The sequence below is a fragment of the Verrucosispora sp. TAA-831 genome, from assembly GCF_050780145.1.
Taxonomy (GTDB): domain Bacteria; phylum Actinomycetota; class Actinomycetes; order Mycobacteriales; family Micromonosporaceae; genus Micromonospora.
Genome location: NZ_CP192240.1, coordinates 7,012,398 through 7,037,580, shown reverse-complemented (window position 1 = coordinate 7,037,580; position 25,183 = coordinate 7,012,398). Strand labels below are relative to the sequence as shown.

Annotated in this window: 32 protein-coding genes and 1 tRNA gene; 10 read left to right on the top strand and 23 right to left on the bottom strand. The window is 71.7% G+C overall.

The window, feature by feature from the left end:
- Positions 1-395: 395 nt before the first annotated feature.
- Entirely contained in the window at positions 396-581 is a 186-nt protein-coding gene (locus tag ACQVFL_RS31375; protein WP_431728247.1) for a hypothetical protein, read from the top strand.
- A gap of 139 nt (positions 582-720) precedes the next feature.
- Here the strand turns inward: ACQVFL_RS31375 and ACQVFL_RS31370 are convergent, their stop codons facing one another.
- From ACQVFL_RS31370 to ACQVFL_RS31330, 9 genes are all read right to left on the bottom strand, one after another.
- Positions 721-933 carry a hypothetical protein gene (locus ACQVFL_RS31370; protein WP_431728246.1) on the bottom strand — a complete coding sequence of 71 codons (213 nt, stop codon included), beginning with the start codon at positions 931-933 and terminating at the stop codon, positions 721-723.
- Positions 926-1,249 (bottom strand): hypothetical protein, encoded by a 324-nt coding sequence (locus ACQVFL_RS31365; protein WP_431728245.1) that lies wholly within the window; start codon positions 1,247-1,249, stop codon positions 926-928. The genes ACQVFL_RS31370 and ACQVFL_RS31365 overlap by 8 nt, the downstream gene beginning before the upstream one ends.
- Positions 1,250-1,252: 3 nt before the next feature.
- Positions 1,253-1,492 carry a hypothetical protein gene (locus ACQVFL_RS31360; protein WP_431728244.1) on the bottom strand — a complete coding sequence of 80 codons (240 nt, stop codon included), beginning with the start codon at positions 1,490-1,492 and terminating at the stop codon, positions 1,253-1,255.
- Positions 1,485-1,805: a hypothetical protein gene (locus ACQVFL_RS31355; protein ID WP_431728243.1), complete on the bottom strand. Its 321-nt coding sequence runs from the start codon at positions 1,803-1,805 to the stop codon at positions 1,485-1,487. Before ACQVFL_RS31355 ends, ACQVFL_RS31360 begins: the two co-directional genes overlap by 8 nt.
- Positions 1,802-2,314 (bottom strand): hypothetical protein, encoded by a 513-nt coding sequence (locus tag ACQVFL_RS31350; protein ID WP_431728242.1) that lies wholly within the window; start codon positions 2,312-2,314, stop codon positions 1,802-1,804. The genes ACQVFL_RS31355 and ACQVFL_RS31350 overlap by 4 nt, the downstream gene beginning before the upstream one ends.
- Positions 2,311-3,093 carry a hypothetical protein gene (locus ACQVFL_RS31345; protein ID WP_431728241.1) on the bottom strand — a complete coding sequence of 261 codons (783 nt, stop codon included), beginning with the start codon at positions 3,091-3,093 and terminating at the stop codon, positions 2,311-2,313. The genes ACQVFL_RS31350 and ACQVFL_RS31345 overlap by 4 nt, the downstream gene beginning before the upstream one ends.
- Positions 3,090-3,767: a GGDEF domain-containing protein gene (locus ACQVFL_RS31340; protein ID WP_431728240.1), complete on the bottom strand. Its 678-nt coding sequence runs from the start codon at positions 3,765-3,767 to the stop codon at positions 3,090-3,092. Before ACQVFL_RS31340 ends, ACQVFL_RS31345 begins: the two co-directional genes overlap by 4 nt.
- Positions 3,768-3,865: 98 nt before the next feature.
- Positions 3,866-4,159 (bottom strand): hypothetical protein, encoded by a 294-nt coding sequence (locus ACQVFL_RS31335; RefSeq protein WP_431728239.1) that lies wholly within the window; start codon positions 4,157-4,159, stop codon positions 3,866-3,868.
- Complete coding sequence (locus ACQVFL_RS31330) at positions 4,156-4,368, bottom strand: helix-turn-helix domain-containing protein (RefSeq protein ID WP_431728238.1); 213 nt, start codon at positions 4,366-4,368, stop codon at positions 4,156-4,158. The genes ACQVFL_RS31335 and ACQVFL_RS31330 overlap by 4 nt, the downstream gene beginning before the upstream one ends.
- A 207-nt stretch (positions 4,369-4,575) precedes the next feature.
- Between ACQVFL_RS31330 and ACQVFL_RS31325 the strand changes: the two genes are divergently transcribed.
- The gene (locus tag ACQVFL_RS31325) at positions 4,576-4,902 is read left to right on the top strand and encodes a helix-turn-helix domain-containing protein (RefSeq protein ID WP_431728237.1); all 327 of its coding nucleotides are present in this window, start codon (positions 4,576-4,578) and stop codon (positions 4,900-4,902) included.
- On the opposite strand, the gene ACQVFL_RS31320 is transcribed toward ACQVFL_RS31325, so the two are convergent.
- Positions 4,899-6,302: a tyrosine-type recombinase/integrase gene (locus ACQVFL_RS31320; protein WP_431728236.1), complete on the bottom strand. Its 1,404-nt coding sequence runs from the start codon at positions 6,300-6,302 to the stop codon at positions 4,899-4,901. The two genes, ACQVFL_RS31325 and ACQVFL_RS31320, sit on opposite strands and share 4 nt — an antisense overlap.
- A 114-nt stretch (positions 6,303-6,416) precedes the next feature.
- On the opposite strand from ACQVFL_RS31320, the gene ACQVFL_RS31315 reads away from it, so the two are divergent.
- Positions 6,417-6,479 (top strand) — tRNA-Phe (locus ACQVFL_RS31315).
- 126 nt (positions 6,480-6,605) lie between these two features.
- On the opposite strand, the gene ACQVFL_RS31310 is transcribed toward ACQVFL_RS31315, so the two are convergent.
- The gene (locus tag ACQVFL_RS31310) at positions 6,606-7,544 is read right to left on the bottom strand and encodes a hypothetical protein (RefSeq protein WP_431728235.1); all 939 of its coding nucleotides are present in this window, start codon (positions 7,542-7,544) and stop codon (positions 6,606-6,608) included.
- A gap of 183 nt (positions 7,545-7,727) precedes the next feature.
- On the opposite strand from ACQVFL_RS31310, the gene ACQVFL_RS31305 reads away from it, so the two are divergent.
- A complete protein-coding gene (locus ACQVFL_RS31305; RefSeq protein ID WP_396691932.1) occupies positions 7,728-8,240 on the top strand; it encodes an SRPBCC family protein in 513 nt (170 codons plus the stop codon).
- Positions 8,241-8,328: 88 nt separating this feature from the next.
- On the opposite strand, the gene ACQVFL_RS31300 is transcribed toward ACQVFL_RS31305, so the two are convergent.
- A complete protein-coding gene (locus ACQVFL_RS31300; protein WP_396691931.1) occupies positions 8,329-8,718 on the bottom strand; it encodes a hypothetical protein in 390 nt (129 codons plus the stop codon).
- 154 nt (positions 8,719-8,872) lie between these two features.
- Between ACQVFL_RS31300 and ACQVFL_RS31295 the strand changes: the two genes are divergently transcribed.
- Positions 8,873-10,210, top strand: a complete 1,338-nt coding sequence (locus ACQVFL_RS31295) for an ABC transporter substrate-binding protein (protein ID WP_396691930.1) — start codon at positions 8,873-8,875, stop codon at positions 10,208-10,210.
- Between the two features lie 66 nt (positions 10,211-10,276).
- Here ACQVFL_RS31295 and ACQVFL_RS31290 read toward each other — a convergent pair whose 3' ends face one another.
- Together ACQVFL_RS31290 and ACQVFL_RS31285 are read right to left on the bottom strand one after the other, a co-directional pair.
- The gene (locus tag ACQVFL_RS31290) at positions 10,277-11,023 is read right to left on the bottom strand and encodes an enoyl-CoA hydratase/isomerase family protein (RefSeq protein ID WP_396691929.1); all 747 of its coding nucleotides are present in this window, start codon (positions 11,021-11,023) and stop codon (positions 10,277-10,279) included.
- Positions 11,020-11,928 (bottom strand): 3-hydroxyacyl-CoA dehydrogenase family protein, encoded by a 909-nt coding sequence (locus tag ACQVFL_RS31285; RefSeq protein WP_431728234.1) that lies wholly within the window; start codon positions 11,926-11,928, stop codon positions 11,020-11,022. The genes ACQVFL_RS31290 and ACQVFL_RS31285 overlap by 4 nt, the downstream gene beginning before the upstream one ends.
- 192 nt (positions 11,929-12,120) lie before the next feature.
- On the opposite strand from ACQVFL_RS31285, the gene ACQVFL_RS31280 reads away from it, so the two are divergent.
- Positions 12,121-12,417 (top strand): hypothetical protein, encoded by a 297-nt coding sequence (locus ACQVFL_RS31280; RefSeq protein ID WP_350697571.1) that lies wholly within the window; start codon positions 12,121-12,123, stop codon positions 12,415-12,417.
- A gap of 65 nt (positions 12,418-12,482) precedes the next feature.
- Here ACQVFL_RS31280 and ACQVFL_RS31275 read toward each other — a convergent pair whose 3' ends face one another.
- Positions 12,483-13,268, bottom strand: coding sequence for a class I SAM-dependent methyltransferase (locus ACQVFL_RS31275; protein ID WP_431728233.1), 786 nt, complete (start codon positions 13,266-13,268; stop codon positions 12,483-12,485).
- 55 nt (positions 13,269-13,323) lie between these two features.
- Between ACQVFL_RS31275 and ACQVFL_RS31270 the strand changes: the two genes are divergently transcribed.
- Positions 13,324-13,704, top strand: a complete 381-nt coding sequence (locus tag ACQVFL_RS31270; RefSeq protein WP_117229983.1) for a PPOX class F420-dependent oxidoreductase — start codon at positions 13,324-13,326, stop codon at positions 13,702-13,704.
- A gap of 101 nt (positions 13,705-13,805) precedes the next feature.
- Here ACQVFL_RS31270 and ACQVFL_RS31265 read toward each other — a convergent pair whose 3' ends face one another.
- Both ACQVFL_RS31265 and ACQVFL_RS31260 read right to left on the bottom strand, forming a co-directional pair.
- Positions 13,806-14,015 carry a BldC family transcriptional regulator gene (locus ACQVFL_RS31265; protein WP_007073996.1) on the bottom strand — a complete coding sequence of 70 codons (210 nt, stop codon included), beginning with the start codon at positions 14,013-14,015 and terminating at the stop codon, positions 13,806-13,808.
- 252 nt (positions 14,016-14,267) lie between these two features.
- Positions 14,268-15,107 carry a hypothetical protein gene (locus ACQVFL_RS31260; protein WP_431728232.1) on the bottom strand — a complete coding sequence of 280 codons (840 nt, stop codon included), beginning with the start codon at positions 15,105-15,107 and terminating at the stop codon, positions 14,268-14,270.
- Positions 15,108-15,380: 273 nt separating this feature from the next.
- Between ACQVFL_RS31260 and ACQVFL_RS31255 the strand changes: the two genes are divergently transcribed.
- Both ACQVFL_RS31255 and ACQVFL_RS31250 read left to right on the top strand, forming a co-directional pair.
- Positions 15,381-16,463, top strand: coding sequence for a Glu/Leu/Phe/Val family dehydrogenase (locus tag ACQVFL_RS31255; protein ID WP_431728231.1), 1,083 nt, complete (start codon positions 15,381-15,383; stop codon positions 16,461-16,463).
- 297 nt (positions 16,464-16,760) lie between these two features.
- Positions 16,761-16,970 carry a DUF3073 domain-containing protein gene (locus ACQVFL_RS31250; protein ID WP_131051420.1) on the top strand — a complete coding sequence of 70 codons (210 nt, stop codon included), beginning with the start codon at positions 16,761-16,763 and terminating at the stop codon, positions 16,968-16,970.
- Between the two features lie 142 nt (positions 16,971-17,112).
- On the opposite strand, the gene amcA is transcribed toward ACQVFL_RS31250, so the two are convergent.
- From amcA to ACQVFL_RS31225, 5 genes are all read right to left on the bottom strand, one after another.
- On the bottom strand, positions 17,113-17,349 hold the full coding sequence (gene amcA, locus ACQVFL_RS31245; RefSeq protein ID WP_431728230.1) for a multiple cyclophane-containing RiPP AmcA: 237 nt from the start codon (positions 17,347-17,349) through the stop codon (positions 17,113-17,115).
- Positions 17,303-18,421 (bottom strand): cyclophane-forming radical SAM peptide maturase AmcB, encoded by a 1,119-nt coding sequence (amcB, locus tag ACQVFL_RS31240; protein ID WP_431729921.1) that lies wholly within the window; start codon positions 18,419-18,421, stop codon positions 17,303-17,305. Before amcB ends, amcA begins: the two co-directional genes overlap by 47 nt.
- 188 nt (positions 18,422-18,609) lie before the next feature.
- Complete coding sequence (gene purM, locus ACQVFL_RS31235; RefSeq protein WP_431728229.1) at positions 18,610-19,764, bottom strand: phosphoribosylformylglycinamidine cyclo-ligase; 1,155 nt, start codon at positions 19,762-19,764, stop codon at positions 18,610-18,612.
- A gap of 64 nt (positions 19,765-19,828) precedes the next feature.
- Positions 19,829-21,382 carry an amidophosphoribosyltransferase gene (gene purF / locus ACQVFL_RS31230; RefSeq protein WP_431728228.1) on the bottom strand — a complete coding sequence of 518 codons (1,554 nt, stop codon included), beginning with the start codon at positions 21,380-21,382 and terminating at the stop codon, positions 19,829-19,831.
- Positions 21,383-21,545: 163 nt separating this feature from the next.
- Positions 21,546-21,878: a sterol carrier family protein gene (locus ACQVFL_RS31225; RefSeq protein WP_396692690.1), complete on the bottom strand. Its 333-nt coding sequence runs from the start codon at positions 21,876-21,878 to the stop codon at positions 21,546-21,548.
- Between the two features lie 228 nt (positions 21,879-22,106).
- Between ACQVFL_RS31225 and ACQVFL_RS31220 the strand changes: the two genes are divergently transcribed.
- Positions 22,107-24,293 (top strand): carboxypeptidase-like regulatory domain-containing protein, encoded by a 2,187-nt coding sequence (locus ACQVFL_RS31220; RefSeq protein WP_431728227.1) that lies wholly within the window; start codon positions 22,107-22,109, stop codon positions 24,291-24,293.
- A 133-nt stretch (positions 24,294-24,426) separates the two neighbouring features.
- On the opposite strand, the gene ACQVFL_RS31215 is transcribed toward ACQVFL_RS31220, so the two are convergent.
- Positions 24,427-25,179, bottom strand: a complete 753-nt coding sequence (locus ACQVFL_RS31215) for a 2-phosphosulfolactate phosphatase (RefSeq protein ID WP_431729920.1) — start codon at positions 25,177-25,179, stop codon at positions 24,427-24,429.
- Positions 25,180-25,183: the final 4 nt, after the last annotated feature.

Below are 25,183 nucleotides of genomic sequence, written 5' to 3'. Positions count from 1 at the left end.
CAGGCCAGTAGTGGCGGGTCAGCTCGGAGAGCCGACCGAAGGGGGTGACGTGCCCGGCGTAGTGGCCGCGGTGGCTGCGGATGGTGTGGATGGTGCGGCGCCCGACCAGTGGGGTCAGCACCGGCACCAGGCGGTTCGCGTCGGTCCCACCGACCACACGGTCGATCCCGCCGATCACACCCTCGACGGACGGGTACGCGCGGCGGGCGACGACGTCGACGAGGACCTGGCCGTCGAGGGTGACCGCGTGGACGTGGAGCGGGCCGGTCATCCAGCCGTTCAGGTCGTAGGCGGCGAGCAGCACGGTGTCGGGGTCGGCGAGGACCTCGCGGGCCCACGCCGAGGCGGCCGCGCGAAGCCGCAGCCACGACGGCCTTACCTTGGCGGTCCGCTCGATGACTACGCACTCGGTGCAGAGCCGCCGGCCGTTCTCGATGTTCGCCAGCGGGTTGGGTCTCGTGGTCTGGCAGCGGGCGCAGGTCCGCGCGGCGGTCCAGGCGGCCTGCCGGCCCGGCGACAGTGCCGGCATCGCCGCCGACGCGGCGATCTCGTACAGGTCGGTGTGCTTGTTGCCGTGGTAGAACAGCGTCGCTGCCGGTTGCTGGCCCTCGGCCTGGCGGCGGCGGAGGCGGCGCAACATGGTCGCGGTGGCCAGGTGATCGGGGATCTCCCCGACCCGGTACACCGGGAGGCCGGCCGGGTCGGGCTTGCGACTGGCGGTCATGGTGATCCTTCGCTCGTACGGAGACTGGCGCGGATGTACTGGCGGTAACGCCCGGCGTCGGCGCCGGCGAGAACGTGCGGAGTGCCGACCTCAACCAGGCGGCCGGCGGCGCCGAGCTGGGCGCGCAGCGCGGTGATCTCCTCGTAGGTGCCGACAGCCCAGACCTCCAGCCCGAGGCTGGTGTGGGCGCGCGGCCGAGGACTAGGCACGGCGGCCGCCGAACGGCCACGGTCCGGGCGGCTGGGCGTTGAGAGCGGCGTAGCCGGCCCGGGTGAGCCGGAAGCGCGGCGGCGCGGCGTACCCGAGCTGGGCGAGCACAGCGATCGTGATCCCGAGCAGGCGGTCCCGGTCGTCGGCGGACAGCGCCGCGATGGCGTCGGCGGCCTGCTGGCCGGGGCAGACACCGGTGTGGGGGCATGCCTCGGCGTCGGCGTGCTCGGCGGCCGCCGTGACGAGCGCGGCCAGCGCGGCGCGGGCCTGGTCGAGCTGGGCCACGGTCGCCGGGTCAGGCGTCAGGTCGTCCACGGTCTACTCCTCCCGCTCGCCGAGGATCCGGGCCTCCAGCTCGCGGGCCGCCTCCTCGATGGCGGTCGGGCGTGTGGCGGCCGGCGTGGTGTCGGGGTGCTGGACGTCGCCGGCCGCGCCGAGCTTGTTGCAGTCGCGGCAGGGGGCCAGCCCGGTCCACGGGTCCGCCGGCACGCCGTCCTGCTGCACGTAGGGGTGCGGCAGGACGGCGGGCCGGCCGGGGCGGCGGACCGTCTTAGACACGGGTCGAGACGGTCAGGCCGAGCAGCGGGGCCAGGCGCTCGACGACGAGCCGGGCCTGCTCCAGCGGTAGCAGGGTGAGCGGGCCGCCGGCGACCTGGAGGGCCAGGTGCCCGTCGCGGTCGACGTCGTCGACGGCAACGTGGCCGGGGAGCTGCATCTGGGCGGTGACCGCGATGGCGTCACCCATCGGCAGGACGAGGACCAGGCGCTCCGGCACGCCGCGGTGCACACCGCCGGCGGCCGGCAGCGTCGGCACCTCGGCGTCGCAGAGCGGCGGCTGGCACCAGTCGGGGTGTCGGGTGGGCGTCGTCATCGGGCCTCCTCGGCGGGGATGCGGGGCAGGATGGCGGTGGTCTCGGTGCTGGCCGGGACGGCCGGCGATACCGGGGACAGCGGGACCGGTGCCGGCGGCTCCGGAGCGACGGGTGCCGGCGCGAGCCAGCACTCGTCGTACGGGGCCAGCTCGCCGAGCAGGGTCAGCGGACCGAACGTGCCGATCGCCAGTTCGCGGGTGTAGTGCAGGCCGTTGACGGCGGACACCAGCAGCGTCTCGCCGACGTCGCCGGCGTCCTGCCGGTCCTGGACGGCGTGCAGCAGGGTGCCGTCGGTGCCGCGCCAGGTCTGCCCGGGGTGCAGCTCGGGCAGGTGCGGGTGGATCTCGACCAGGTCCTGGAAGCGCCCGTCGCGCAGGGGCAGGGTCACGATGTCGCCCGGGTGGCCCGGCAGGGTGATCCGCATCTGCAGGTCGCCGTGAGCGACGATCGTCGCCTCTGGGATCACCAGCCGGACGGTCGTACCGGGAGGGGTGCGGTCGTAGGTCACCGGCCACGCTCCTTGGCCTGCTCGACGACCTTCACGCCGAGGGCGCGTGCGTGCTGGCGGGCGGCCTGACGCAGCGCGGTGCGCGCCCGGGCCTTGCTGCGGCCGCAGTCGATCACGACCATCTCGCCGCCGCCGTCGGGCCGGTGGACCACCCTCCAGCCGTGCTCGCGGGAGTACCGCGCTTCCGCCAGGCAGTTCTCGGCGTTGTCCGGGCGGCGGGTCGTGCTGAGGGCGGCCTGGGCGTACATCGGTGCGTCGCGGGAGTAGTCGTACTCGACGATTCGGATCTCCGGCGTGCCCTGCTGCGGTGAACGCCGGAGCGGGGCGACGGCGTCGAGCTTGCGCCAGAGCGGGATGAGCCACGAGTAGTCGGCGCCGGTCTTGTCGGTCCACACCCGCACCGGCGAGTGGTCGGTGGCCTGCTCGACGCGCTCGACGGTCTCCTCCCGGCCCACCGGCGACACGAACCGCCAGCCCGGGGCCAGCTTCTCCGCGCTGGGTCGGGTGTCGTCGCAGCCGAGGCACTTCTTGCCGCCGCCGCAGTTCAGGCAGGTCGGCTCGCGCTGCGCGAGAAGCTGGGCGGCCAGGCCCCGGCGGTCGCGCAGGATCCGCAGGACGGCGGAGACCGCACTGGCTGAGCTGTCCTGGTCGATCTCAGCGACCGCGTTGCGCAGCTGAGACAGCGCGTGGTCGAAGTCATAGTCGCCGGTCGGGAGACTCGGGATCTTCGCGTCCGCGTCGCGGCGGAACCAGTCGTCGGTGTTGGTGGCGTAGGTCATCGGGTCGTCGCCTCTCGGTCGCGGAGCCGTACGCGCGGCCGCGGGTGGACGGGACGGTCGTCGAGGTCGGCGTCGTAGGAGAGCAGCGAGCCGGGAGCGGCCTTCTTGGCCCGGTACATGGCGGCGTCGGCCTGCCGGAGCGTGGCGGCCAGGTCGCCGATGACGACCCGGGTCACGCCGACCGAGGCGGACACGCAGACGACCTCGCCGGAGGGCAGCTGCACCGGCCAGTGCCGGGCCACCCCGCCCAGGAGTCGGCCGACCACCACGAACTCGTCGCCACCCAGGCGGGCCGCGATCGGGTACTCGCGCAGGCTGTCGGCCACCGCAGTGAGGAGCGCGTCGCCGGCGGCGTGCCCGTGCGTGTCGTTGACCTGCTTGAAGCCGTCGAGGTCGATCAGCGCCAGCTCCCAGCTGCCCTGGGCGAACGCGTAACCGTCGTCGAGGCCGGCGCGGTTGAGCAGGTCGGTGAGCGGGTCACGGCGGGCCTGGCGCTCCGCCGCCTGCAGCAGCTCCAGCAGGCGGTCGTTCTGGGCGCGCAGCGAGGCCACCTCGGCACGCAGCGAGGCCACCTGGGACCGCCGCACCAGCGGCGCCGCAGCGACTGCGTGGGCCCGGTCCGCCGGGGTCTTCGGCTGCCCCACAGTGGGGGCCTCCGGTACGATCTGCGCCATCTGGGTCTCCGATCTATGGCGGGTCAAGATCCGGTTTTCGTGAGCCCTCGACCGTGTCCGCGGTCGGGGGCTCGCTTGCTACGCCGCGGCTTGGTTGATCAAGCGGCGCTGCGTTGACGGGGCGACCGGCGACGGGATTGGCGCTCCAGTCGGTCGCGGGTCTCCTGGATGGCCCGGTCGCGGTCGCCCTGCGGCGTTTCCTTCTCCTCCGTGAAGGTGGCGAACAGGGCTTCCAACTGGGGGTCGGTGACGTACCGCTCCTTGCCGATCCGGATGTGGCTGAACTGCCGGGCGCGTGCCCGGTCGACCAGCCTCCGAGGCGGAATGCCCAGGAGCTTCGCCACGTCGGCGAGCGGGGTGAGATTGGGCAGGCTCGCGGGGGCGTGGGTCATCGCGTCCTCTCTTCCGCGGTGACGATGCGGCCCTCGGTGTGGGCCTCGATGAACGCCACGTAGCTGCTGAGACGGACCCGGACGGCACCGTTACGGCCGTCCGCCTTGGTGGCCTCGAGGGCGCCCGACTTGATGTAGCGGCCGACGCTCCAGCGGGAAACCCGCAACAGGTCGGCGACCTCATCCACGGTCAGGTGCTGCTCTCCCACGCGGCCCTCCAGCCTGCTACGTGTTGCTGCGTCATGTGCGATGCCGACACTAACTTACTGAGCAATACCTATCAAGACGAAGCAGTTGAAGAGTCCAAAGTGCTGCGCTGGCTTAAGTTGCGGGACGATGCTGTGTCCAAAAGGTGCCCGCGTGCTACAACCTGCTACATGACTGAACGGGGCCCTGCCTACGCTTTCTGGCGACGCATGAAGGCCGAACAGGCGTCCCGCAACTGGACGGATTCCGAGCTGCACCGCCAGTCGGGCGTATCCCGCAACACGATCAAGGACTTAGGGACACGCAAGCGCGTCGAGACAGCAACCATCTCCGCGCTCGCTGACGCCCTCCGCATCCCGCGCACCGAGGCGTACGAACTGGCCGGGATCGTGCCGCCAGACGACGAGGCCGAGGTTGATAGCCCGGCCGCGAACGCTCGTCGGGCGATCCTCGCCGAGCCGCTCTATACCGAAGAGCAGCGGGAGGCCATGCTGCGGTTGCACGACCTGTTCGCCCGCAGTAACCGCCCGGACTAGTCGTCGCCCAGGAGGTCGTCCAGGGCGTCGACCGCAGCCTCCTCAGCCTCCGGCATCAGGTCGCCGTAGATCTCGCTGGTCGTGCTGAGCTGGGCATGGCCGAGCCGGCGCGAGATCGCCAGGGGTGTCATGCGACGGTCGGAGAACAGCCACGCGGCGTGCGTGTGCCTCAAATCGTGGGGGGTGGGTCGGCGACGCAGCACCCCCGAGCAGGCGCAGGTTGACACTGCGTCCGGTGCTGGGCCCATGTGGTTGTGGCACCGCGTCATGCCAGCGGCGGTGACCGCGCCGCACGGTTTGCCGCGGTCGTTTGTGCCGCCGTAGTCGCGGCAGCGGCGCCGGCCGGGCTCGTCGCGAGGCCCTCCTTGATCGGACGGCGGATGTTCGGCGCACCTCATCGCCCGAGCCAGCGCCGGGTTCCAGCGACGCTGGAGGAAGTTGGAGTAGTGGACGGCACCACCAGCGGGCGCGGTGAAGAGGAAGGCGTCGTCCGGCCGGTCCGTCATCTGTGCCTTGAGCGTGGTCATCAGGCTGGACCGAACCGAGAGTTCGCGCCGGCGCCGGCCCTTGGTGGTGCCGAGGTACCAGCCGCCCTTGCCATCGCGCTTCCATGCCCGCCAGATCCGGACCTTGTCCTTACTACCCGCGGTTGTGGCCGGGCGGATGTGGGCGATGCTCAGCGCAGTGGCTTCCGACCACCGGGCACCGGTCGCTGCGAGCAGCTCGACGAGCGGCCGATCCTCCGCCGCGAATGCGGCGAGCAGGATCTTGTACTCGCCCGGCGTGAGCCGCACCTGCTGTTGCTCGCCGGTGTCGTCGTGCTCAACCTGGTCCCGCTTGTACTTGACGCCCTCCGCCGGGTTCTCGGTGATGACCTTGTCCCGGACGGCCGCCTCAAGGATCTGGTTGATCAATGTGAAGTAGCGGGTGACCGTAGTGTTTTTCAGCCCCGGCTCGTCGTCATCCTCTGGGTCGTGCAGCAGGTTGAGCAGAGTGCCGATGTCAGTGGCGGTGATGCGGTCCATCGGTCGCTTCCCGAGCGGCACCTGGCCAAGTTTGGCCAGGGCCGGGTAGACGCGGCTCTCCACCTGGGCCTTGTACGCGGCGCGGGTGCCGGGGGTGATGCCGGTCTTCGCGGCCAGCCACTTCGCGGCGTACTCCTCGAAGGTCTGCACGGTTGACGCGGGTTCGGCAGGGGTCACGCCCATGTCACGGTACACCCGGTCGGCAGCGATCCTGCCTCGGTGGCCGGTGACGATAAGGCGGGCTTCCTCGGCGAGCTCGGGGGTGGCCCAGGTGGTGCGTTCCTTGCGGCCTTCGTGGCGCCAGACGAGTCGCCACGAGGGTCCGTGTTGCTCGATGCTGCCGACGAGCCGCGGGCTGAGGGACGCCTTTGCCATGCGGGGAGGATAGTGTCCCCATGGGGACAATCGCTAGGAGACGGCCGGGATTTGCGGTGACGCACCGTGAGAAACGCACTTGGCGAACAGGGGGAACGTCTCGACGCTCAGCTAGCAGGTACCGACTTGGTCAGACTGAAAATCGGAAGGTCGGCGGTTCGACCCCGCCCCTGGCCACATAGCCTTTCGGAAAATCGGAAGGTCGGCGGTTCGACCCCGCCCCTGGCCACATAGCCTTTCGCCGGGCTACAGAAACGCCGACCAGCGCACTCGCCGGTCGGCGTTTTGCTTTGCGGTGAAGGTTCAGCCGTCCTGGCGGCGTTGCGCCAATCCGCTCTGGATCGCGTCCCAGACGCTGCGACCCGCGTGCAGGATGCTCTCCCCGGTCTGCTCGGCCAACTGGCGGGCCGCCGACGGCTCGGGCCCGGACGACGTCGCCGTGCCAGTCTCCGGCTCCTGCGCGGCCCTGTCCCGCGCGGGCGGCCCGTCCTGACCCGCGCCAGCGCCACCCGGTGCCCGGTCGGCCACCGCCCCGATGGCTCCCACCTGTTGTCCGAGTTCGTCGGTGGCACCGCCCGGTGGTCCGATCCCGGGTTCCGGCGCGTCGCCGGGCCGGTCGGCGGTCCGACCGACGGCCTGGCCCTCCGGTCCGGCACCCCGGCCGGTCGGCGATCCGCCCCTCCGGTCCGCGACCTGGCCGACCGAGGTTGCACCCACCGGGCGGTCAGCGGGCCTGGGCCGGGCACCGCTCGCCGGGTGGCCGGGGTGCTCACCCCTCGGGTCCCTCGCCTGCGGGCCGGGCTGCCCGGTCGGCCCGGCCTGTACGGCTGGTCGGCGTTCCGCCCCGTTCGCCCGCCCGGGCGCGTCGATGACCTGTGGGTTGTGGTCGATCGTGGTGAGGGCGCGGTCGAGGATCGTGACCAGCTTCTCCAGGCGCACCTTGAGCAGGGCCTGGGCCTGCGCGCCGGTGATGTCCAGGTCCACACCCTCCAGACGGACACGGGCCCCGGCGTCGATCTCCACGAGACCGGCCACCCGCGCCCGCAGGGAGAGGTCGGCGTCCAGCCCGTCGACGGAGAGCCGGATCGAGTCGACCGACACCCTCGGCACGTCCAGCAGGACGTCCGGCTCGTCCCGTGCGAGCCCGTCGCCGTCCGCGCCGGGACGGGCGCGCTCCGGGCCGAGGCGTGGCTCGTGCGGCTGTCCGGCCCCGGATACCGACTCCTGCGGCTGTTCGCCCATGCTCTCCGCTCCGCCCCACCGCCCGGACCACCCGGCGGCACCGCGCGGCGGATACCCGCTCCGAAGGCCGCCATCCGCCGATGTCCGCAGCGGACCGGAATCAACCCGTAAGCGGATCTTCCGGCAGGTTACGGCCTTGCCGGGAGCTGCGCAGGCGGGCATCAGCCGGTATGGTCCGGGCCTATGGGACAGGGCATTACCGATCCGGTCGACATCCAGCAGGATCACGAACGGTTCACGATCCACAGCGCCCTGGTCGTCCCGGCCACCCCCGAGCAGGCGTACGCGGTGTTCACCCGCAGGCTCGCCGACTGGTGGGTGACGGAGTACACCTGGTCCGGCCCGGAGGCCCTGGCCGAACTAGGCATGGAACAACAGGCCGGCGGCATGCTCTACGAGATCGGTCCCTACGGCTTCCGCAACGACTGGGGCCGCGTGCTGACCTGGGATCCGCCCCGGCGGCTGGTGTTCACCTGGCAGATCGGTGCGGATCGCGCACCGGTGCCGGACCCGGCGCAGGCCAGCGAGGTCGAGGTGCTGTTCACGCCGGAAGGCTCGGACACCCTCGTCGAGGTCGCACACCGGCACTTCGACCGGCACGGCCAGGCCGCCGAGGGCTACCGGCAGGCGCTGACCGCCGGCTGGCACGAGCTGCTGTCCCGGTACGCCGGCACGGTGGTCCAGTCCGGCACCTGAGGGGCGGTGCCCCGACCGGTCCCGCCGATCGTGGCGGCCCGGCACCGCAGGGTGCTCCGGCTCACGCGGCACCGCAGGGCGGACCGACTCACCCCGACCGGTGCCGCAGGGTGGCCACCGTCGAACCCGCCAGAGTCAGCAGGCACTCCGGCAGCAGCCCGTCGGCCACCGCCGCGCCGAACAGGGCCCGGGCCGTGTCCAGATCCGCGTTCGCGTACGCGCTGACGAAGCGGGCCACCCAGCGGGCGTCGTACTCGGCCTGGTCGATGTCGGGGAAGTCGAGCGCACAGGCGCCCGGCGGCACCGGATCGCCGACCATGGTGGCGGCCAGACACCATGCCACGTCGTACGCCCCGACGAGCCCGGCCCGGTCCACCACCGCGTCGAATGTCCCGACCACACCGTCGGAGTCGCCGTCGAGCGCCGAACTGAGGACGGCGGCGGCGTCGTCGTACGTCTGCTGTGGCGAGTCGGTCACCCACCGCACGGTAGGGGGCCCGGTCAAGCCACCGCCGGATGTCACTCTCCGTGATTAGTGAGGGCGACCTGCGGATAGACAGGCCTCCACGGTCCCGCCGGACGTCACGGCACGTTAGTCTGCGCAGCGGACCTTCGCCGTAGGAAGGACGACGATGCACATGTCACGCGGCTCGCGGGCGGCAATCCTGGCCACCTGCGCCACCCTCCTGCTCGCCACCAGCGCATGCGGGAACGACCAGGCCGAGGAGGCGGGCGCCGACCAGGTGCGCCTCTACGGTACGGACGGCAACATGCTCAACTCGTACCCGGAAGAGTTGCAGGATCGCGCCAACCTGGTCGACGGCATGAAGGGCACCACTCCCCTGACTCCGCTGCCGGACGACTTCAAGAACCGGCTGCGCTCCATCGACTCGGGGCTGAACGACTTCCTCTACGCCGCCGAGGCGTACGACGCGGTGGTGATCAGCGCCCTTGCCACGGAACTCGCCGGCAGCACCAACCCGGCGGCCATCGCCCGGCAGATCGTCGGCGTCACCAACGAGGGCACCCGCTGCGAGACCGCCGCCCAGTGCCTGAAGTTGGCCCGCGACGGCGACGACATCGAGTACCGCAGCGTCTCGATCACCCGCGCCGGGTTCACCGACGCCGGTGAGCCCGCCACCGCCAGTTACGCCACGCTGCACTTCGACAACCAGCAGCTCAACGACGCCAAGACGGAGTTCGTCGGTGCCGGCGACGAGTCGGCCGCGAGCACGAAGGCCCCGCCGCGCGGCAACCGGCAGACCAGCACCGCGCCGCTCGTCCTCGGCGGTCTGCTGCCCAAGACCGGCGACCTGGCCCTGGCGTACCCGCCGATCGCAGCCGGGGTGGCGCTGGCGATCAAGGAGATCAACGCGGCCGGCGGTGTGCTCGACGAGGACGTGGTCTGGATCGACGGCGACGACGGCACGGACCCGACGGTCGCCAAGCGGACGGTCGCCAGCCACGTCGACGCCGGGGTGCACGTGATCATCGGGGCCGGCGCCTCCGGCATCTCGGCCGCCGTCCTGCCGGACGTGGTGAAGGCCGGCCGCATCCTCTTCTCCCCGTCGAACACCGCCGCGTCGCTGACCGATGCGGAGGACAACGGTCTCTACTTCCGTACCGCGCCGCCGGACAGCCTGCAGGGTCGGGCGTTGGCCGACGTGGTGCTCCGCGACGGGCCGCAGAAGATCGCCATCGTGGCCCGTAAGGACGCCTACGGCGAGGGCCTCCAGGAGGCCGTCCGGGCCGAGCTGGAGCGGGCCGGGTTCGGCGGCGACAAGGTGACGCTGCTCGGCTACGAGCCGGGCGAGGGTGCCGACGCCGCACCGATCAACTTCAGTGACGGCGCCAAGCAGATCAAGGATTTCGGTGCCGACGCCGTACTCATCATCGGCTTCAGCGAGTCGGCTGCGGTGATCCGGGCGCTGGCGGACGCCGACGTGCCGCTGGCCGCGCTGGGCCGCTGACCGATCCGACAGCGACGGCCGTACCGGAGGGTTCCGGTACGGCCGTCGCTGTCTCTGCGGTCGGTCTCAGTGTCCGCGACGCCGTTGGAGGAACTCCGTCATCCGGCGGTGCTTCTCGTCGTCCTCGAAGAGCACCGCCTGGCTGACCAGGTCCAGGTGCGGATGGGCGGCGGGCGGCGCGTCGACGGCGAGCTTGGTCAGCCGCAGCGCCAGCGCCGAGCCCTTCGCCATCTCGTCGATCAGCTCGTGGGCGGCCGGCAGCAACTCCTCCGGTGTCGCCGCCACCCGGTTGACCAGTCCGATCCGGTACGCCTCCGCCGCGTCCACCCGCCGACCGGTGAACAGCAGTTCCTTGGCCCGTGCCTCGCCGACCAGCGCCGGCAGCCGGTGGGTCGCGCCGGCACCGGCCAGGATGCCGAGCCGGACCTCCGGCTGGCCGAAGACCGCCCGTTCGGTGCAGACCCGCAGATCGCAGGCGTACGCCAGTTCGGCGCCGCCGCCGAGCGCGGGACCGTCGACGGCCGCCACGGTCGGCATCGGTAGCGATCGGATCCGGGCGAACGCGGCCGAGTTGATCGCGGCGAGCGCGTCCAGGCGACCCCGCTCGCGCAGTTGGCCGATGTCCGCCCCACCGGCGAAGATCCCGTCGGTGCCGCCGGTCAGCAGCAGCATCCGGGGGCGGGCCTCCAGGTCGGCGCAGACCTCGTGCAGCGCGGCGATCAGGTCGGCGTCGATGGCGTTGCGCTTCTCCGGCCGGTCCAGCGTGACCACCAGCCGGTCCGGGCGTTCCTCGACCCGCAGCCCGCCGCTCATCGGACCGCCCTCACGGGGGCGTCGCCCGCCCCGGCCTGCGCCGTGCCGTCGGAGCGCACACCGTCGACCCAGTGGTAGAAGCCCTTCCCGGACTTCTTGCCCAGCCGCCCGGCCGCCACCATCTCGACGAGCAGCGGCGGCGGCGCGAACCGGTCCCCGTACGCGGCCTGGAGGGTACGGGCGATGTCGAGGCGTACGTCCAGACCCACCAGGTCGGTCAGTTCCAGCGGCCCGACCGGGTGCCGGTAGCCGAGCACCATCGCCTTGTCGATGTCGGCCGCGTCGGCCACCCCGTCGGCGACCATCCGGATCGCCTCCAGCCCGAGCGCCACCCCGAGCCGGGAGGTGGCGAAGCCCGGCATGTCGCGTACCACCACGGGGTCCTTGCCCAGCCGGGTGGCGAGCGTGACGGCGGCGGCGGTGGTCTCGGGGGCGGTGGCCGCGCCGACCACGATCTCCAGCAGCGCCATCGCCCAGACCGGGTTGAAGAAGTGCAGCCCGCAGAAGCGCTCGGGTCGGCTCAGGCCCTCGGCCAGCTCGGCGATCGGGATGCTGGAGGTGTTACTGCCCAGCAGGGCCGGGTGCAGCGCCTCCGCCTCGGCCAGCACGGTCCGCTTCAGGTCGAGCCGTTCCGGCACCGCCTCCACGATCACCTGCGGCTGCGCGGCCACCTCGGTCAGCCCCGCCCGCAGGGTGACGCGTTCCTGGTTGGCGGCGGCCTGCGACACGGTCAGCTTGCCGCGCCGGACGCCCCGGTCCCACAGTTCGGCGAGCCGGGTCATGGCCGCCGCGCCGCGTTCCCGGTCCACCTCGACCAGGTCCACCGCGTGGCCGGCGCCGGCCGCCACGTACGCGATGCCGAGCCCCATGGTGCCGGCACCCACCACCACGAATCGTTCAGTCATGGTGCCACCACCGCAGGGTGACGACGACACGCTCTCCGACGCCGCCGACGCGCGGGATCGCCGCTACGCCGCAATCGGCCCGTACGCTCCGCTCAGTCATGCTGCGACCCTATGCAGCACCGACCGGGCCCGATGCGTGGGGGCGGACGGGATCGGGTACAGACCGCCGACAGCCAAGGGAAGGACGAACAGATGAGTCAGGCACCGGAGACCACGGGCGACGCGGGCACCCAGGAGACCGTCGAGACGCGCGGCGACGAGCGCATCGAGTTGCTGCGCGCCGACACCAACAACGACGGCCGTACCGACGTCTGGGTGGTCGACACCGACGGTGACGGTAAGGCCGACCTGTTCCAGTTCGACACCGACGGCGACGGCAAGGTGGACGTCACGATGGTCGACATCGACGAGGACGGCCAGCCCGACGAGGTCGTCGACGGCGACGGCGGCCTGCCGCCCGAGCAGCTCCCCCCGACCGTCCAGGTCTGACGCTCCGGGTCGGATGTAAGGAAGGGTCCCCTGCTAACGCCTACGGCATAGCAGGGGACCCTTCCTTACATCCGGGTGCCCAGGCGCAGCGTCGCCAGGTAGTACGGGGCGTCGCGGTCGTCCACGCCGGTCAGTCGCCAGGCGGTGCCCCGGACCAGTTCGGCGAGTTCGTCCGGCGAGCAGACCAGGTAGTCGAACCAGGGCGTACCGAGTTCGCGGTAGCGCAGCCGCAGCCGGAGCTGCCCGCCGAGACGGCCCCGTCGACGGTTGCGCTCGTGGTAGCCGCTGTGCACCGGATCGGTGGTGCCGTACGGGTCGGTGCCGTGCGCGATCACCTGCGCCCCGGGGTTGGCCATCGCGGCCAGGGCCGCCAGGAAGGCGGGTGCGCGCTCCCGGCCCTCGAACAGGCCCAGGTTGTTGCCGAGCAACAGGAACGTGTCGTAACGCCGTCCGCCGGCGCAGTGCTCGTCGACCGTGCCGTGCACCAGGTCGCGTACGCCCCGACGTCGGCACACCGCGAGCGCGCCGGGCGAGACGTCCAGCCCGGTCACGGGTACGCCGCGCTCCTGCAACAGCAGCGCGATCCGGCCGGCGCCGACGCCGACGTCCAGGGTCGCGCCCCGGACCCGGTCCACGGCCCGGTGGTCGTGTGGTTGCCACTCCTGCGGCCCGGCCAGGTAGTGGGCGGCGGGCGCGCCGTTGACCAGCCCGTCGTCCCGTTCGATGATCTCGATGACCGGTCGGGGCAGGCGCCCGCCGGCCAGCGGCCGGGGACCGACCCCGGTCGCCACCGCCAGCGCGTCGCGCAGCAGTTCTCCGAAGACGTCACCGATCCGTGGTTCCCCCGTCACGTCCGTAACGCTAACGGGCTGCTCAGTCAGGCGCGACGCCCGTATCCTGGGCGACGTGACCACGTTGGACCGCCTCTCGGCGGAGAAGTACATACTCCTCACGACCTTCCGCAAGGACGGCCGCGCGGTGCCGACCCCGGTCTGGGCGGTACGCGACGGCGACGCCCTGGCGGTGTGGTCTGCGGCGGACGCCGGCAAGGTGAAGCGGATCCGGCGCAGTGGGGATGTCACGGTGGCGCCGTGCGACGTGCGCGGTCGGCCCCATGGCGAGGCGGTGCCCGCCCGGGCGAGCCTCTACGACCCCGGAGCGACCGATCGCATCCGGGGGCTGATCAAGCAGAAGTACCGAGTGATCGGGCGGCTGACGCTGCTCGGCAGCCGACTGCGCCGGGGCACCGGCGGCACGGTGGGGATCCGGGTCGAGCTGACCGGCTGAGCCGGTGCGCGACCGGGCCGCACCGGGTGGCGGACATGACGAAGGGCGACGGATTCGCGAGAATCCGTCGCCCTTCGTGTTTCCAGCTATCTACCGGCCAGTCAGTCCCCCTGGCGCTGCTGCGGGATCTGCCCCTGCAACAGCGCCCTGACCTCGGACTCGCGATACCGGCGGTGGCCGCCCAGGGTCCGGATGGCGCTCAGCTTGCCGGCCTTCGCCCAGCGGGTCACCGTCTTCGGGTCGACACGGAACATCGACGCCACCTCGGCCGGTGTGAGTAGCGGCTCTGGTTCGTGCGTTCGCGATGCCATCGGTCACTCCTCCACATGTAGAGACATCGGCCGGGGTCCCGCCGGCCGACGCGTCTCCCATGGTCCGGCTAGTCCCCGATGTCCGACATGGGCCGAACGGCCGAACGTCCCTAGACGGACGGATGAACCATGCCCGATTTATACGACTTTTACACGCCAGAAACTACCTTATTCGGACTCATAGTCACGGTTCGTGACGCAACAACTACGAGAGCACCTCATGTTACAGCCCGAAATTTGGGCAAAAGCGGACTAGTTGCAGCGCTCCAGAAGTTGCACGGCCCGCCAGCGCGCGACGAGCTTGTCGTACGCCGCAGACGCCTCTTCCGCCTCGCCTCGCGACAGTCCGGCGAGTCCGGCGGCGACCAGTTCCGCCGAGTCGTCCTCCACGAGCGTCTCGTCGGAGAGCAACTCGACCAGACCCCCGTAGTCCAACTCCACCACCGAGCGGGGATGGAACTCCTCCAGCCACCGGGCGGCCTCCTCGACCGCCTCGGTGATGGGCGCGTCCCCCACCGACTTGCGCAGCACCGACAACGCGCGCGACGAGCGGCGGCGCGCCTTGGAGATCTCGGTCCGGAAGCGCAGCGAGCGGCGCTCCGGCGCGGTCACGTGGTGGCGCTCCTGCGCCTCGAACAGCACGAACCACCGCAGCGGCACGCCCCAGGTGGCGATCTGCTCGTGCACCCGGGGTACGCCGTGCTCCAGCACCCGGGCCCCGCTGCGCCAGTCCTCCACCACGGCCTTGGCCTGCCCGGCCAGCACCGGCGGCACGAACGCGTCGGCCAGCACCGCCGGCACCCCGTCCCGGGCGCTCAACGCGGCCTCGGCCACCCGGATGCGCAGGTTCCACGGGCACACCAGCAGCGTCTCGTCCGTCTCCAAGACGTACGCCTCGTCGGGCAGGTCGGGCAGCCGGGTCCAGCCGGCGCCGAGCGCCTCGATCACCGAGGTCCGCTGCCGGCCCGGACCCTCCACCGGCGCCACCGCCCGCCCCTGCTCGACGTAGCGCCGCCAGTACGCCTGACGATCGCGATCGAAGGCGGTCAGCGGCTCGTACACGCGCAGGTATGAGGCGAAGAGCGACGGCACGGCGCGATCCTCCCACGAACGGCAAGCCGAGCGTTGCTCGGCGTCACCCGGGTGGTGCCGCGTGGCGAGCCGAAACGAGGGCTCGGAACCCTCGACGCGCCCCTCGCCGGGGGCGGAGGACGCCCGGTGCGTACGCCCGCTGGGCGGGATGCGGACGCCCGGGAGAGGCCGTGGGACGCCCGCCGATACTAGGCTCGCACCACCGGCAGCATCCCCGCCGGCTCGACCGAGGTCCGCGTCCCACAAGGGCGCCCGCCGACACAGGAGCCAGTCATGGGCGTATTCGCCACTTCCGACGACCCGGAATCCACGGGCCATGAGCAGGTCGTGTTCTGCCAGGACAAGCAGACCGGCCTGAAGGCGATCATCGGGATCTACTCCACCGCACTCGGCCCGGCGCTGGGTGGCACCCGCTTCTACCCGTACGCGAGCGAGGAGGCCGCCCTCGCCGACGTGCTCGACCTGTCCCGCGGCATGGCGTACAAGAACGCTCTCGCCGGGCTGGACCTGGGCGGCGGCAAGGCGGTCATCTGGGGTGACCCCGAGCAGATCAAGAGCGAGGCGCTGCTGCGCGCGTACGGCCGCTTCGTGGAGTCGCTGGGCGGGCGCTACTACACCGCCTGCGACGTGGGCACGTACGTGCCGGACATGGACGTGATCGCCCGCGAGACGCGCTACGTCACCGGCCGCAGCGTCGAGCACGGCGGAGCCGGCGACTCCTCGATCCTCACCGCCTGGGGTGTCTTCCAGGGCATGCGGGCGGCGGCCGAGCACGTCTGGGGGGTCCCCACGCTGCACGGCAGGCGGGTCGGAGTGGCCGGCCTGGGCAAGGTCGGCAAGTATCTGGTCGGCCACCTGCTGGAGGACGGCGCCGAGGTGGTGGCCACCGACGTGAGCCCCCGGGCGCTGGACTGGGCCCGGACCGCCCACCCCGAGGTGACGCTGGTCGAGGACGCGTCCGCGCTGGCCGCCGCCGACATCGACGTGTACGCGCCCTGCGCGCTGGGCGGTGCCCTGGACGACGACACGGTCGGGGCGCTGCGGGCCAAGGTGGTCGCCGGGGCGGCCAACAACCAGCTCGCCCACTCCGGGGTGGAGAAGCTGCTCGCCGACCGGGGCATCCTCTACGCACCGGACTACGTGGTGAACGCCGGTGGTGTGATCCAGGTCGCGGACGAGATCGAGGGCTTCGACTTCGACCGCGCCAAGCTGCGGGCGACCCGCATCTTCGACACCACGCGGGAGATCCTCCGGCTCGCCGACACCGACGGCGTACCGCCCGCCGTGGCGGCCGACCGGCTGGCGGAGCGGCGGATGGCCGACATCGGCCGGCTGCGCGCGATTCACCTGCGGTGACCTGGCCGTACGTTGAGGGCGGGCCGCGTTGCTTCCGCCCTCAACGTACGTATCCGGCTAAACTGAAGATACGACGCGTTCATGGAGATTTACCCTGTGTCAGGACCGTTCCCGGCATCGCTCCTTACCGGGTACAGTGGGTGACGACTGGTTGACCGCCACGCGCGGCGGCGGTCAGCGGTAACCCGAGGTGCCGAACGGTGGCATCCCCATGTACCGTAAGAGCCACGAGAGATGCCTGACGTCATCGGGGCCCGCCTTCGGGCTGCCCCGCATTCTGTGCGAGGGGGTCGAGCCATGGGGCGCGGCCGTGCTAAGGCCAAGCAGACAAAGGTGGCCCGGGAGCTGAAGTATCACTCCCCGAACACCGACCTCGCCGCCTTGCAGCGAGAACTCGGCGGCAGCGGCAAGTCGGACCACCATTTCGACGACGACAAAGAGTACGTCGACGATGATGAGGACCACGCCGAGGACGACCCGGACACCTGGGTCCGTCCCACCCGCTGACCCCCGGTCACATCCGAGCACGCGGTAACTCCCCGCGTGCTCACGTATGTGCTCGGCACACGGCGGCGTACCACCCGACGCTCAAGGGCCTGCCACGCCCGGAGGTAATCCGGGAACGTGGCGGGCCCTCGACTCCGGCCGCTCAGCGAGGCCGGTTGTTCCAGTTGTAGAACGTCGGGATGTTCTCGAAGTGGTTCCAGGCGCAGACCGCGCTCGCCCCGTCGCCACCCGTCACCTCCGCCCGTAGGCGTCGTGCGTCCTCTGCCTCCTGGAGCAGGGCGGTGAGCCCGGCGGCGGCCTCCCGTACCCGGTCGGTGATGCGGTCGGCCTCGTTACCCGTCACCCGCTCGGGCTCCCGGTGACTTGTGGTCTCGGGCATGATCCAACACTCCCTCCAGTAGGCGGATCTTGCTGTTGCGGCAGTGCTCGGTCTCCGTACCGTCGAAACGGCCCAGCTCGAAGTAGCGGTTGGCCGCGTGGCCTCCGCCACAGAAACCGAAGTACGGGCAGGACGAGCGGCAGGCTTCCACCCCGCTCAGGAACTCACCGACCCAGCCGGTGCCGGCCGCACCGGCCAGGATCGTGTGCAACGGCGTGGCCAGGACGTTCCCGCTGCTGAAGTCGCCGTGGCGCGGATCGGTGAAGCCGGCCAGCTCGGGTGAGAGCACCACCACCGAGCCGTCGTACGCCACGGTGGGGATCGGGTCGAGGCTGGCCGGCAGCAAGCCGTCCGCCGTGCCGTCGAGGACCGCGGCGGCGTACCGCAGCGACCACTCGACCTCCCGCAGGTGGATCCGCGGATCACGCCGCCAGGCCGCGACCAGCTCGGCCCAGAACCCGGTCACCGCGGCGGCGTCGTGAGCGTTGTCACGGGTGTTGACGCCCTCGGTCTCCTCGATGTTGACCCCGAGCACCTCGCACCCGAGGTCGAGGAAGTAGGCGTACAGCTCCGCCGCCCGGGCCGGCGACGGGTCGTTCACCACGGCCAGCGCCGAGAACGGCAGTCCGTGCCGGCGCAGCGCCGCCACCCCGCGCACGATCCGGTCGTACGCCGGGTGTCCCGCCCGGGTCACCCGGTCCCCGTTACGCGCCCGGGGCCCGTCCACGCTGACGCTGACCCGGATCCGGTGCGTCGCGAAGAACTCGCACCACGCGTCGTCGATCAGCGTGGCGTTGGTCTGCACATGGTGCTCCACCTCGGCGGAGAAGGGCGCCATCAACGCCGCCAGCCGCTCCCGGCCCGCCGCGAGCGGCTCCCCGCCGTGCCACACCACCGAGAACCGCCCCGAGGCGGCCCACGGGTTCACCGAGGCGGCCACCGCCTCCGCCACCGCCACCGGCATCCGCCGGTCGGCGGCACGGAACGGCAGGTAGCAGTACGCGCAGTCCAGATTGCAGAGGGTGGTGGGCTGCATCACGACGTACGACGGGACAGCGGAAAGACCCCGCATCCCACGCAACGACCGTCCCCGTGCAGCCATCGCCCTCCTCACCGGTTGACGGCTGCCGGGCACGCCACGGCACGGGCGCACCCACAGCTTCGAAGCAGCCCTTCAAGGCGAAGCAGCCTCAAGGCTAGGCCGCGACGGCCACTTGGGTGAACCCCTGACCAGGTGGTTGGACGATCGGTGTCAGATGATCAGCCGCGGGTGTGCTGCCCGATCATCTGCACCTCACCGGTGCCCTCGATGATTTCACCGGCCTGCCACGCGTCCACCCCGCGGCCGGTCAGCGTGGCCAGCGCGCGGTCGGCGTCCTCGGCCGAGACGATCGCGAACATGCCGACGCCCATGTTGAAGGTCGCCTCCATCTCCGGGTCGTCGATCCGCCCCTTGGACTGGACCAGGTCGAAGATCGGCTGCGGCTTCCAGGTGGAGCGGTTGACCACCGCGTCCACGTGCTCGGGCAGGATGCGCACCAGGTTGCCGGGAATGCCACCGCCGGTGACGTGGGCCAGTGCCCGCACCTCCGCCTCGGCGATCAGCTTGAGGCAGTCCTGCGCGTAGATCTTGGTGGGGGTCAGCAGCTCCTCGCCGAGGGTGCGCTGCCGGCCGAAGTCGTCGATCACCACGTCCAGCCGCATCCGGCCGGCGCCCAGCAGCACGTGCCGGACCAGGGAGTAGCCGTTGGAGTGCAGGCCGGACGAACGCATGGCGATCACCACGTCGCCCACCTCAACCCGCTCCGGGCTGAGGATCTGGCTCTCCTCCACCACGCCGACGCCGGTGGCCGAGATGTCGTACTCGTCGGGGCGCAGCACACCCGGGTGCTCGGCGGTCTCGCCGCCGAGCAGCGCGCAGCCCGCGTACCGGCAGCCGTCGGCGATACCGGCACCGATCTCGGCGACCCGGTCCGGCACGACCTCGCCGGTGGCGATGTAGTCCAGCAGGAACAGCGGCTCGGCGCCGCAGGCCACCAGGTCGTCGACGACCATCGCGACCAGGTCGATGCCGACCGTGTCGTGGATGTCCATCTGCTGCGCGATCACCAGCTTGGTGCCGACGCCGTCGGTGGAGGAGGCCAGGATCGGGTTCTTGTACTTCGTGGTGTCCAGTCGGAACAGGCCGGCGAAGCCACCCAGGTCGCCCATCACCTCCGGCCGCCGGGTCTGCTTCACCTTGGACTTGAGCAGCTCGACCGCGCGGTCGCCCGCCTCGATCGACACGCCGGCGTCCGCGTACGAGACCGAACGTTTGCGAGCCGGGCGGCCGGTGCCGGCCGTCCAGGGCTGGCGGTCGCCGCCGGCGCCGGTCGGGCTGCTACCTGCGCCGCTGCGCTCGGACACGTGCGTCACGGTTCTCCCCTTAGTGGTTCTCGGCGGCCGTGTCGGCGGTGACCGACGCCGCAGCCGGATGGTGCTATGGGCGGTGTGTGGTCGCCGACATCGTCACGTCGGTGCGGGGCGTCGTGCCGGCCTGCTCACCGGCGTCGACATCGTCGTCGACGCGGTTCGCGACCCGGCGGCTGATCCCTTCGAGCACGTGCTTGCCGATCAGGTTGCCGACGGGCAGCTCGATCGGGTACTCCCCGTCGAAGCAGGCCCGACACAGCCGGGTCTTCGGCTGCTCGGTCGCGGCGATCAGACCGGGCAGCGAGACGTAGCCCAACGTGTCAGCGCCGATCGACCGCCGGATGCCCTCGTTGTCGAGGCCGTTGGCGAGCAGCTCGGCGCGGGTGGCGAAGTCGATGCCGTAGAAACAGGGCCAGGAGACCGGCGGTGAGGAGATGCGGACGTGCACCTCCACCGCGCCGGCCTCGCGGAGCATCCGGACGATCGCGCGTTGGGTGTTACCCCGGACGATCGAGTCGTCGACCACGACCAGGCGCTTGCCGCGTACGTTCTCGCGCAGCGGGTTGAGCTTGAGCCGGATACCGAGTTGACGCAGGGTCTGCGACGGCTGGATGAAGGTACGCCCGACGTACGGGTTCTTCATCAGGCCGGCGCCGTAGGTGATGCCGGACTCCTCGGCGTAGCCGATGGCGGCCGGCGTGCCCGACTCGGGCACCGGGATAACCATGTCCGCCTCGACCGGGTGCTCCTTGGCCAACTGGCGGCCGATCTGCACCCGTGCCGAGTGCACGTTGCGCCCGGCGATGGTGGCGTCCGGGCGGGCGATGTAGACGTACTCGAAGAGGCAGCCCTTGGGCTCGGGCGCGGCGAACCGGTTGGACCGCAGCCCCTCGGCGTCGATCGCGATCAGCTCACCGGGCTCGACCTCACGGACCACGCTCGCACCGACGATGTCCAGCGCCGCGGTCTCGCTGGCCACCACCCAGCCCCGCTCCAGGCGGCCGAGCACCAGCGGACGCACCCCGTGCGGGTCACGGGCGGCGTACAGCGTCGACTCGTCCATGAAGGCGAAGCTGAACGCGCCCCGCAACTGCGGCAGCACCTCCAGCGCGGCGGCCTCGACGGAGAGATCCGGGCGGCTGGCCAGCAGCATGGTGACCAGCGAGGTGTCGTTGGTCGAGCCGTCGGTGCCCAGGCCGCGCTCGGCGACCTCACGCTGGAGATCGGCGGTGTTGACCAGGTTGCCGTTGTGGGCCAGCGCGATCGTGGTGCCCGAGCTGGTGGCCCGGATGGTCGGCTGGGCGTTCTCCCAGGTCGAGGCACCGGTGGTCGAGTATCGGGTGTGGCCGATGGCGACGTGCCCGCGCAGGCTCGCCAACGTCGGCTCGTCGAAGACCTGGGCGACCAGGCCGAGATCCTTGTAGACCACCACTCCGGAGCCGTCGCTGACCGCTATCCCGGCGGCCTCCTGGCCCCGGTGCTGCAACGCGTACAGCCCGAAGTAGGTCAGGTTGGCGACCTCCTCCCCGGGTGCCCAGACGCCGAAGACGCCACACGCGTCCTGGGGGCCTGGTCGTTGGGGATCAAGGTCGTGGCTCAGCCGGCCGTCGCCTCGGGGCACCTGCCGCTCCCTCTTGCTGGTCTGGACTGGCCTGGCGGAGCCACCGGGGCCGCTCCACGCTGCATCGGCCGGAACCACACTGTCGTCGCCTGACAGTGTACGCGAATCCATGTCGCCACATACAGTCACACTGATGCCCCGCAGTGTCATCACGTCACAGGCGTCACTCCAGTTCGAGCGGCAGGTACGCGGACAGATCCGCCCGCGTACCACTCGCCCGTACGCGACCCTCCGTGACGGCCCGCTCCCAGTCGAGGCGTCCGGTGGCGAGGGCGACCCACGTCTGCGGATCCATCTCCACCGTGTTCGGCGGAGTACCGCGGGTGTGTCGCGGCCCCGGAACACACTGAACTGCACCGTAAGGTGGGACACGCACCTCCACCGATCGGCCGGGGGCGCGCTCCGCGAGGGTGGTCAGGAGGGCCCTGACCGCCGCTCGGAGCACCGGCCGTTCGGGCGCGCGCCCCTCGTCGAGCGCCGACAGCGCCGCGGCCACCGCGGCGGACTTAATGTACGGAGAGGACACGACGGGACGATACGGCCCGGCCGCCCGGCGCGTCACGATGGCCCTGGGTCGCGCCGATCCGCCCCGACAAGGCATAGTTGCCGACGGCGTATTCGTACCGTGATGTTCCTTCGGCCGGCGCTCGCCGGTCCGAGGAGGTCAGTCCGGAAGGCGGTGGACGTGTCAACACACCGACGAGCCTGGCAAAAGCGGGCCGGTGTGGTCGTAGCGCTGATTGTCGGTGCCCTACTCGCCGTCCCCGCCACACCCGCACTCGCCGCGAACCCGGACGTCCAGATCACCAACCTGCCGAACGGCACTCTCCAGTCCGGTCAGCAGACGTCGATGACGTTCCGGGTCAAGAACAACAACGAGCTGCCGACGCCGTTCAACATCTCCGTCAACACCTTCAACGGTCTGAGCTGCCAGGGTGACTGCAACATCCCCGCGCGCGTGATCGGGCCCAACGAAGAGGTGTCGATCACGGTCAACCTGGTCGCGGGCGACGTGGCGGCCGGTCAGGAGCGCTCCGGTCGGGTGCGGGTCGCCGCCCGGGCCGGTGGCGACCAGGGTGGCGACGAGCGCGACATGACGGTGCGCGGGCCCAACGCCCCGCCCACCTCCCAGGCGCCGCAGTCGGTGCGTTCCATCGCGGGCAAGATCGTGGAGCGGTCCGGCGCCGCGGTGCCGAACGCCTACGTGCTGCTGGTGGACAGCGCCGGCCGGCAGCGGGACACCACAAGCGACGGCAACGGCAACTTCCGCTTCACCGGCAACAGCGACAACCCGATCGCGCCCGGCCGGATCGACATCGGCGCGAGTGTCGGCGACAAGCGGGCCACGGTCAGCTTCACCGCCAACGCCGGCCAGCAGATCACCGGGCGGCGGATCACGCTTCCCATCGAGTCCTCGGCCAGCCCGAGCGCCACCCCCTCGGCCAGCGAGTCGGTGGAGCCGACCGAGGACCCGTTCGCGGACGACGAGACCGACGAGCCGCAGACGCCCGGTGAGACCCCCGTCGCCCAGGCCCCGGCCGGCAACGAGAGCTCCGGCGGCTTCGGCAACTGGCTGCTGATCCTGCTCGGCGGTCTGTTCGTGGCGATCGGTGTCGGCACGATCGTGCTGCTCTGGATGAAGCGCCGGGAGAACGAGGACGCCGATCCCGACGGTGAGCCCGCCAGCGGAGCGCCGGCCGGAGCGGTACCCGCGGCCCGGGGCTCGTTCGCCGGGGCGGACGACCAGACCCGGGTGGTGAACCGGGTCGGCTCCACTCCGGACCCGACCATGGTGGGTGGTCCGGGGCTGGCCAACGCGCCGACGATGATGCACCAGCCGGTGGTCGACGACGTCCCGCCGGACCCGTACGGTGCACCTCCGCAGCCGTACGGCGCGGCCGGCGGGTCGGGCCAGGCATGGTCGGGCGGTTACGGCGACGAGCAGGGCGGCGGCTACGGCGGCGGCCCGGGTTACGGCAACGCTCCTTCCTCCGGCGGCGGATACGGCAACGCCCCCTCCTCGGGCGGTGGCTACGGCGCCAGCCCGTCCTCAAGTGGCGGTTACGGCAGCCGTGACTACGGTGCGGGCGGCGGCGGGTCCGAGTACCCGCCGGCCGGTGCCGGTGGCGCCGCCGGCTACGGCGGCGAGCGGTACGACGAGCCGACCGGGCGCTACCAGGGCGACGACACCCGTTACCCGGCACCGGCCGACCCGTACGCGACCGGCGTCTACCAGCCGGAGGGTGGCCAGGGTTACGGCCAGGGCGAGCCCGGCGGTTACGGCCGGGGCGAGCCGACCGGCGGCTACGGCCAGGGCGGCGACAGCACCCGAGGCTACGGCCAGGGTGACCCGACCGGCGGCTACGGCCAGGGTGACCCGACCGGCGGCTACGGCCAGGGTGACCCGACCGGCGGCTACGGCCAGGGCGGCGACACCACCCGAGGCTACGGCCAGGGCGAGCCCGGCGGTTACGGCCAGGGCGGCGACAGCACCCGAGGCTACGGCCGGGGCGAGCCGACCGGCGGTTACGGCCACGGCGCGGAGCCGACCGGCGGCTACCACGAGCCCGCCGGCTACGGCCAGGAAGCACCGCAGCAGCGCGCGGGCTACGACAACTACAACGAACCCACCGGGTACGCCCCGGGTGGCTACGGCCAGGGCGGCGGCTACGGCCAGGAGCCACCGCAGCAGCGCGGTGGTTACGACAACGCCTACGAGCAGGGTGGCTACGGCCAGGGCGGCGGCTACGGTCAGGAGCCGCCACGTCAGCGCGGCGGCTACGACAACAGCTACGAGCAGCAGCAGCAGGGTGACGGCTACTACGGCGATCCGGCGCAGGCCGGTCGCGGTCGGCCGGACGGCCCGGGGCAGGAGCGGGGCGGGCGTCGGCTGGACTGGATGGACGACTGACGACCCATACCGCGTACCCGTTGATGCGGGAGCACCGACGAGCAGAGCCGTGGACCGGAGAAGGTCCACGGCTCTCGTCGTCGACGGTGGACCCGGTCTCACACGGGGTCCACGGTGGCCGGACGGGACCCGGTCAGGCGGCGGAGAAGACGCCGTGCCGCAGCAGCGGGACCACGTCGGAGTCGCCGACCCGTACCGCGATCTCGACGTCGTCGGAGAAGCCGGCCTCGATCAGCTCGCGGCCGGACACACAGCCCCGGACCGCCGCAGGGATGTCCGGCGTGCTGGCCAACGCGGCGAGTGCCACCGCCGCCTCCACCGACAGGCCACCCGGCACCCCGGAGACGGCGTCCAGGACGCAGGCCGCACCGAGTTGGTCCTCCACCGACGGCCTGAGCGAGCCGTCCGGCCACTGCTCTCCGGCGGCGACCACGCCGATCGGGTCGGTGGTCGAGCCGTACCCCTGGCGCAGCAGCCAGCTCCCGACGGCGCGGGCGTTACGCAGGTTGGCGGCCACCACCGGTACGCCGGTGGCGCTGGCGGCAGCGCTGATGGCCGAGCCGTTCGGGGAGGGCAGCACCAGCTCGGCGACGAAGGGTGCCCGGCTCAGCGCGGCGGGCGACAGCGACCACGGATGTCGGGCGCTCTGCCGGCGACCGGTCGCGACCACCGCGCCGATCCGCTGTGCGTAGTCGGCGGCCTGGGCTCCCCAGGGGAACGGGTGTACCCGCATCCCCCGCCCGACGGCCACCTCGACGGTGGTGGTGAACGACAACACGTCCACCACCACCAGTGCCGCGCAGACCCGGCCCAGTTCGGCCGCGCCGGCAAGGCCCCAGTCGAACCGGGCTCCCGATCCGGGTTGGGCAAAGACGGCCGAGGCCACCGCC

Excerpts from the sequence above, each read along its gene's own strand:
- ACQVFL_RS31290 (WP_396691929.1), bottom strand. The coding sequence starts at position 11,023 with ATGAGCGGCGGGCTGCGGGTCGAGGAACGCCCGGACCGGCTGGTGGTC.
- ACQVFL_RS31340 (WP_431728240.1), bottom strand. The coding sequence starts at position 3,767 with ATGGCGCAGATCGTACCGGAGGCCCCCACTGTGGGGCAGCCGAAGACC.
- amcA (WP_431728230.1), bottom strand. The coding sequence starts at position 17,349 with ATGCCCGAGACCACAAGTCACCGGGAGCCCGAGCGGGTGACGGGTAAC.
- ACQVFL_RS31255 (WP_431728231.1), top strand. The coding sequence starts at position 15,381 with ATGGGCGTATTCGCCACTTCCGACGACCCGGAATCCACGGGCCATGAG.
- ACQVFL_RS31285 (WP_431728234.1), bottom strand. The coding sequence starts at position 11,928 with ATGACTGAACGATTCGTGGTGGTGGGTGCCGGCACCATGGGGCTCGGC.
- ACQVFL_RS31310 (WP_431728235.1), bottom strand. The coding sequence starts at position 7,544 with ATGGGCGAACAGCCGCAGGAGTCGGTATCCGGGGCCGGACAGCCGCAC.
- ACQVFL_RS31345 (WP_431728241.1), bottom strand. The coding sequence starts at position 3,093 with ATGACCTACGCCACCAACACCGACGACTGGTTCCGCCGCGACGCGGAC.
- ACQVFL_RS31375 (WP_431728247.1), top strand. The coding sequence starts at position 396 with ATGACTACGCACTCGGTGCAGAGCCGCCGGCCGTTCTCGATGTTCGCC.
- ACQVFL_RS31320 (WP_431728236.1), bottom strand. The coding sequence starts at position 6,302 with ATGGCAAAGGCGTCCCTCAGCCCGCGGCTCGTCGGCAGCATCGAGCAA.
- ACQVFL_RS31280 (WP_350697571.1), top strand. The coding sequence starts at position 12,121 with ATGAGTCAGGCACCGGAGACCACGGGCGACGCGGGCACCCAGGAGACC.
- ACQVFL_RS31335 (WP_431728239.1), bottom strand. The coding sequence starts at position 4,159 with ATGACCCACGCCCCCGCGAGCCTGCCCAATCTCACCCCGCTCGCCGAC.
- ACQVFL_RS31325 (WP_431728237.1), top strand. The coding sequence starts at position 4,576 with ATGAAGGCCGAACAGGCGTCCCGCAACTGGACGGATTCCGAGCTGCAC.
- ACQVFL_RS31265 (WP_007073996.1), bottom strand. The coding sequence starts at position 14,015 with ATGGCATCGCGAACGCACGAACCAGAGCCGCTACTCACACCGGCCGAG.
- ACQVFL_RS31295 (WP_396691930.1), top strand. The coding sequence starts at position 8,873 with ATGCACATGTCACGCGGCTCGCGGGCGGCAATCCTGGCCACCTGCGCC.
- ACQVFL_RS31355 (WP_431728243.1), bottom strand. The coding sequence starts at position 1,805 with ATGACGACGCCCACCCGACACCCCGACTGGTGCCAGCCGCCGCTCTGC.
- ACQVFL_RS31305 (WP_396691932.1), top strand. The coding sequence starts at position 7,728 with ATGGGACAGGGCATTACCGATCCGGTCGACATCCAGCAGGATCACGAA.
- amcB (WP_431729921.1), bottom strand. The coding sequence starts at position 18,421 with ATGCGGGGTCTTTCCGCTGTCCCGTCGTACGTCGTGATGCAGCCCACC.
- ACQVFL_RS31250 (WP_131051420.1), top strand. The coding sequence starts at position 16,761 with ATGGGGCGCGGCCGTGCTAAGGCCAAGCAGACAAAGGTGGCCCGGGAG.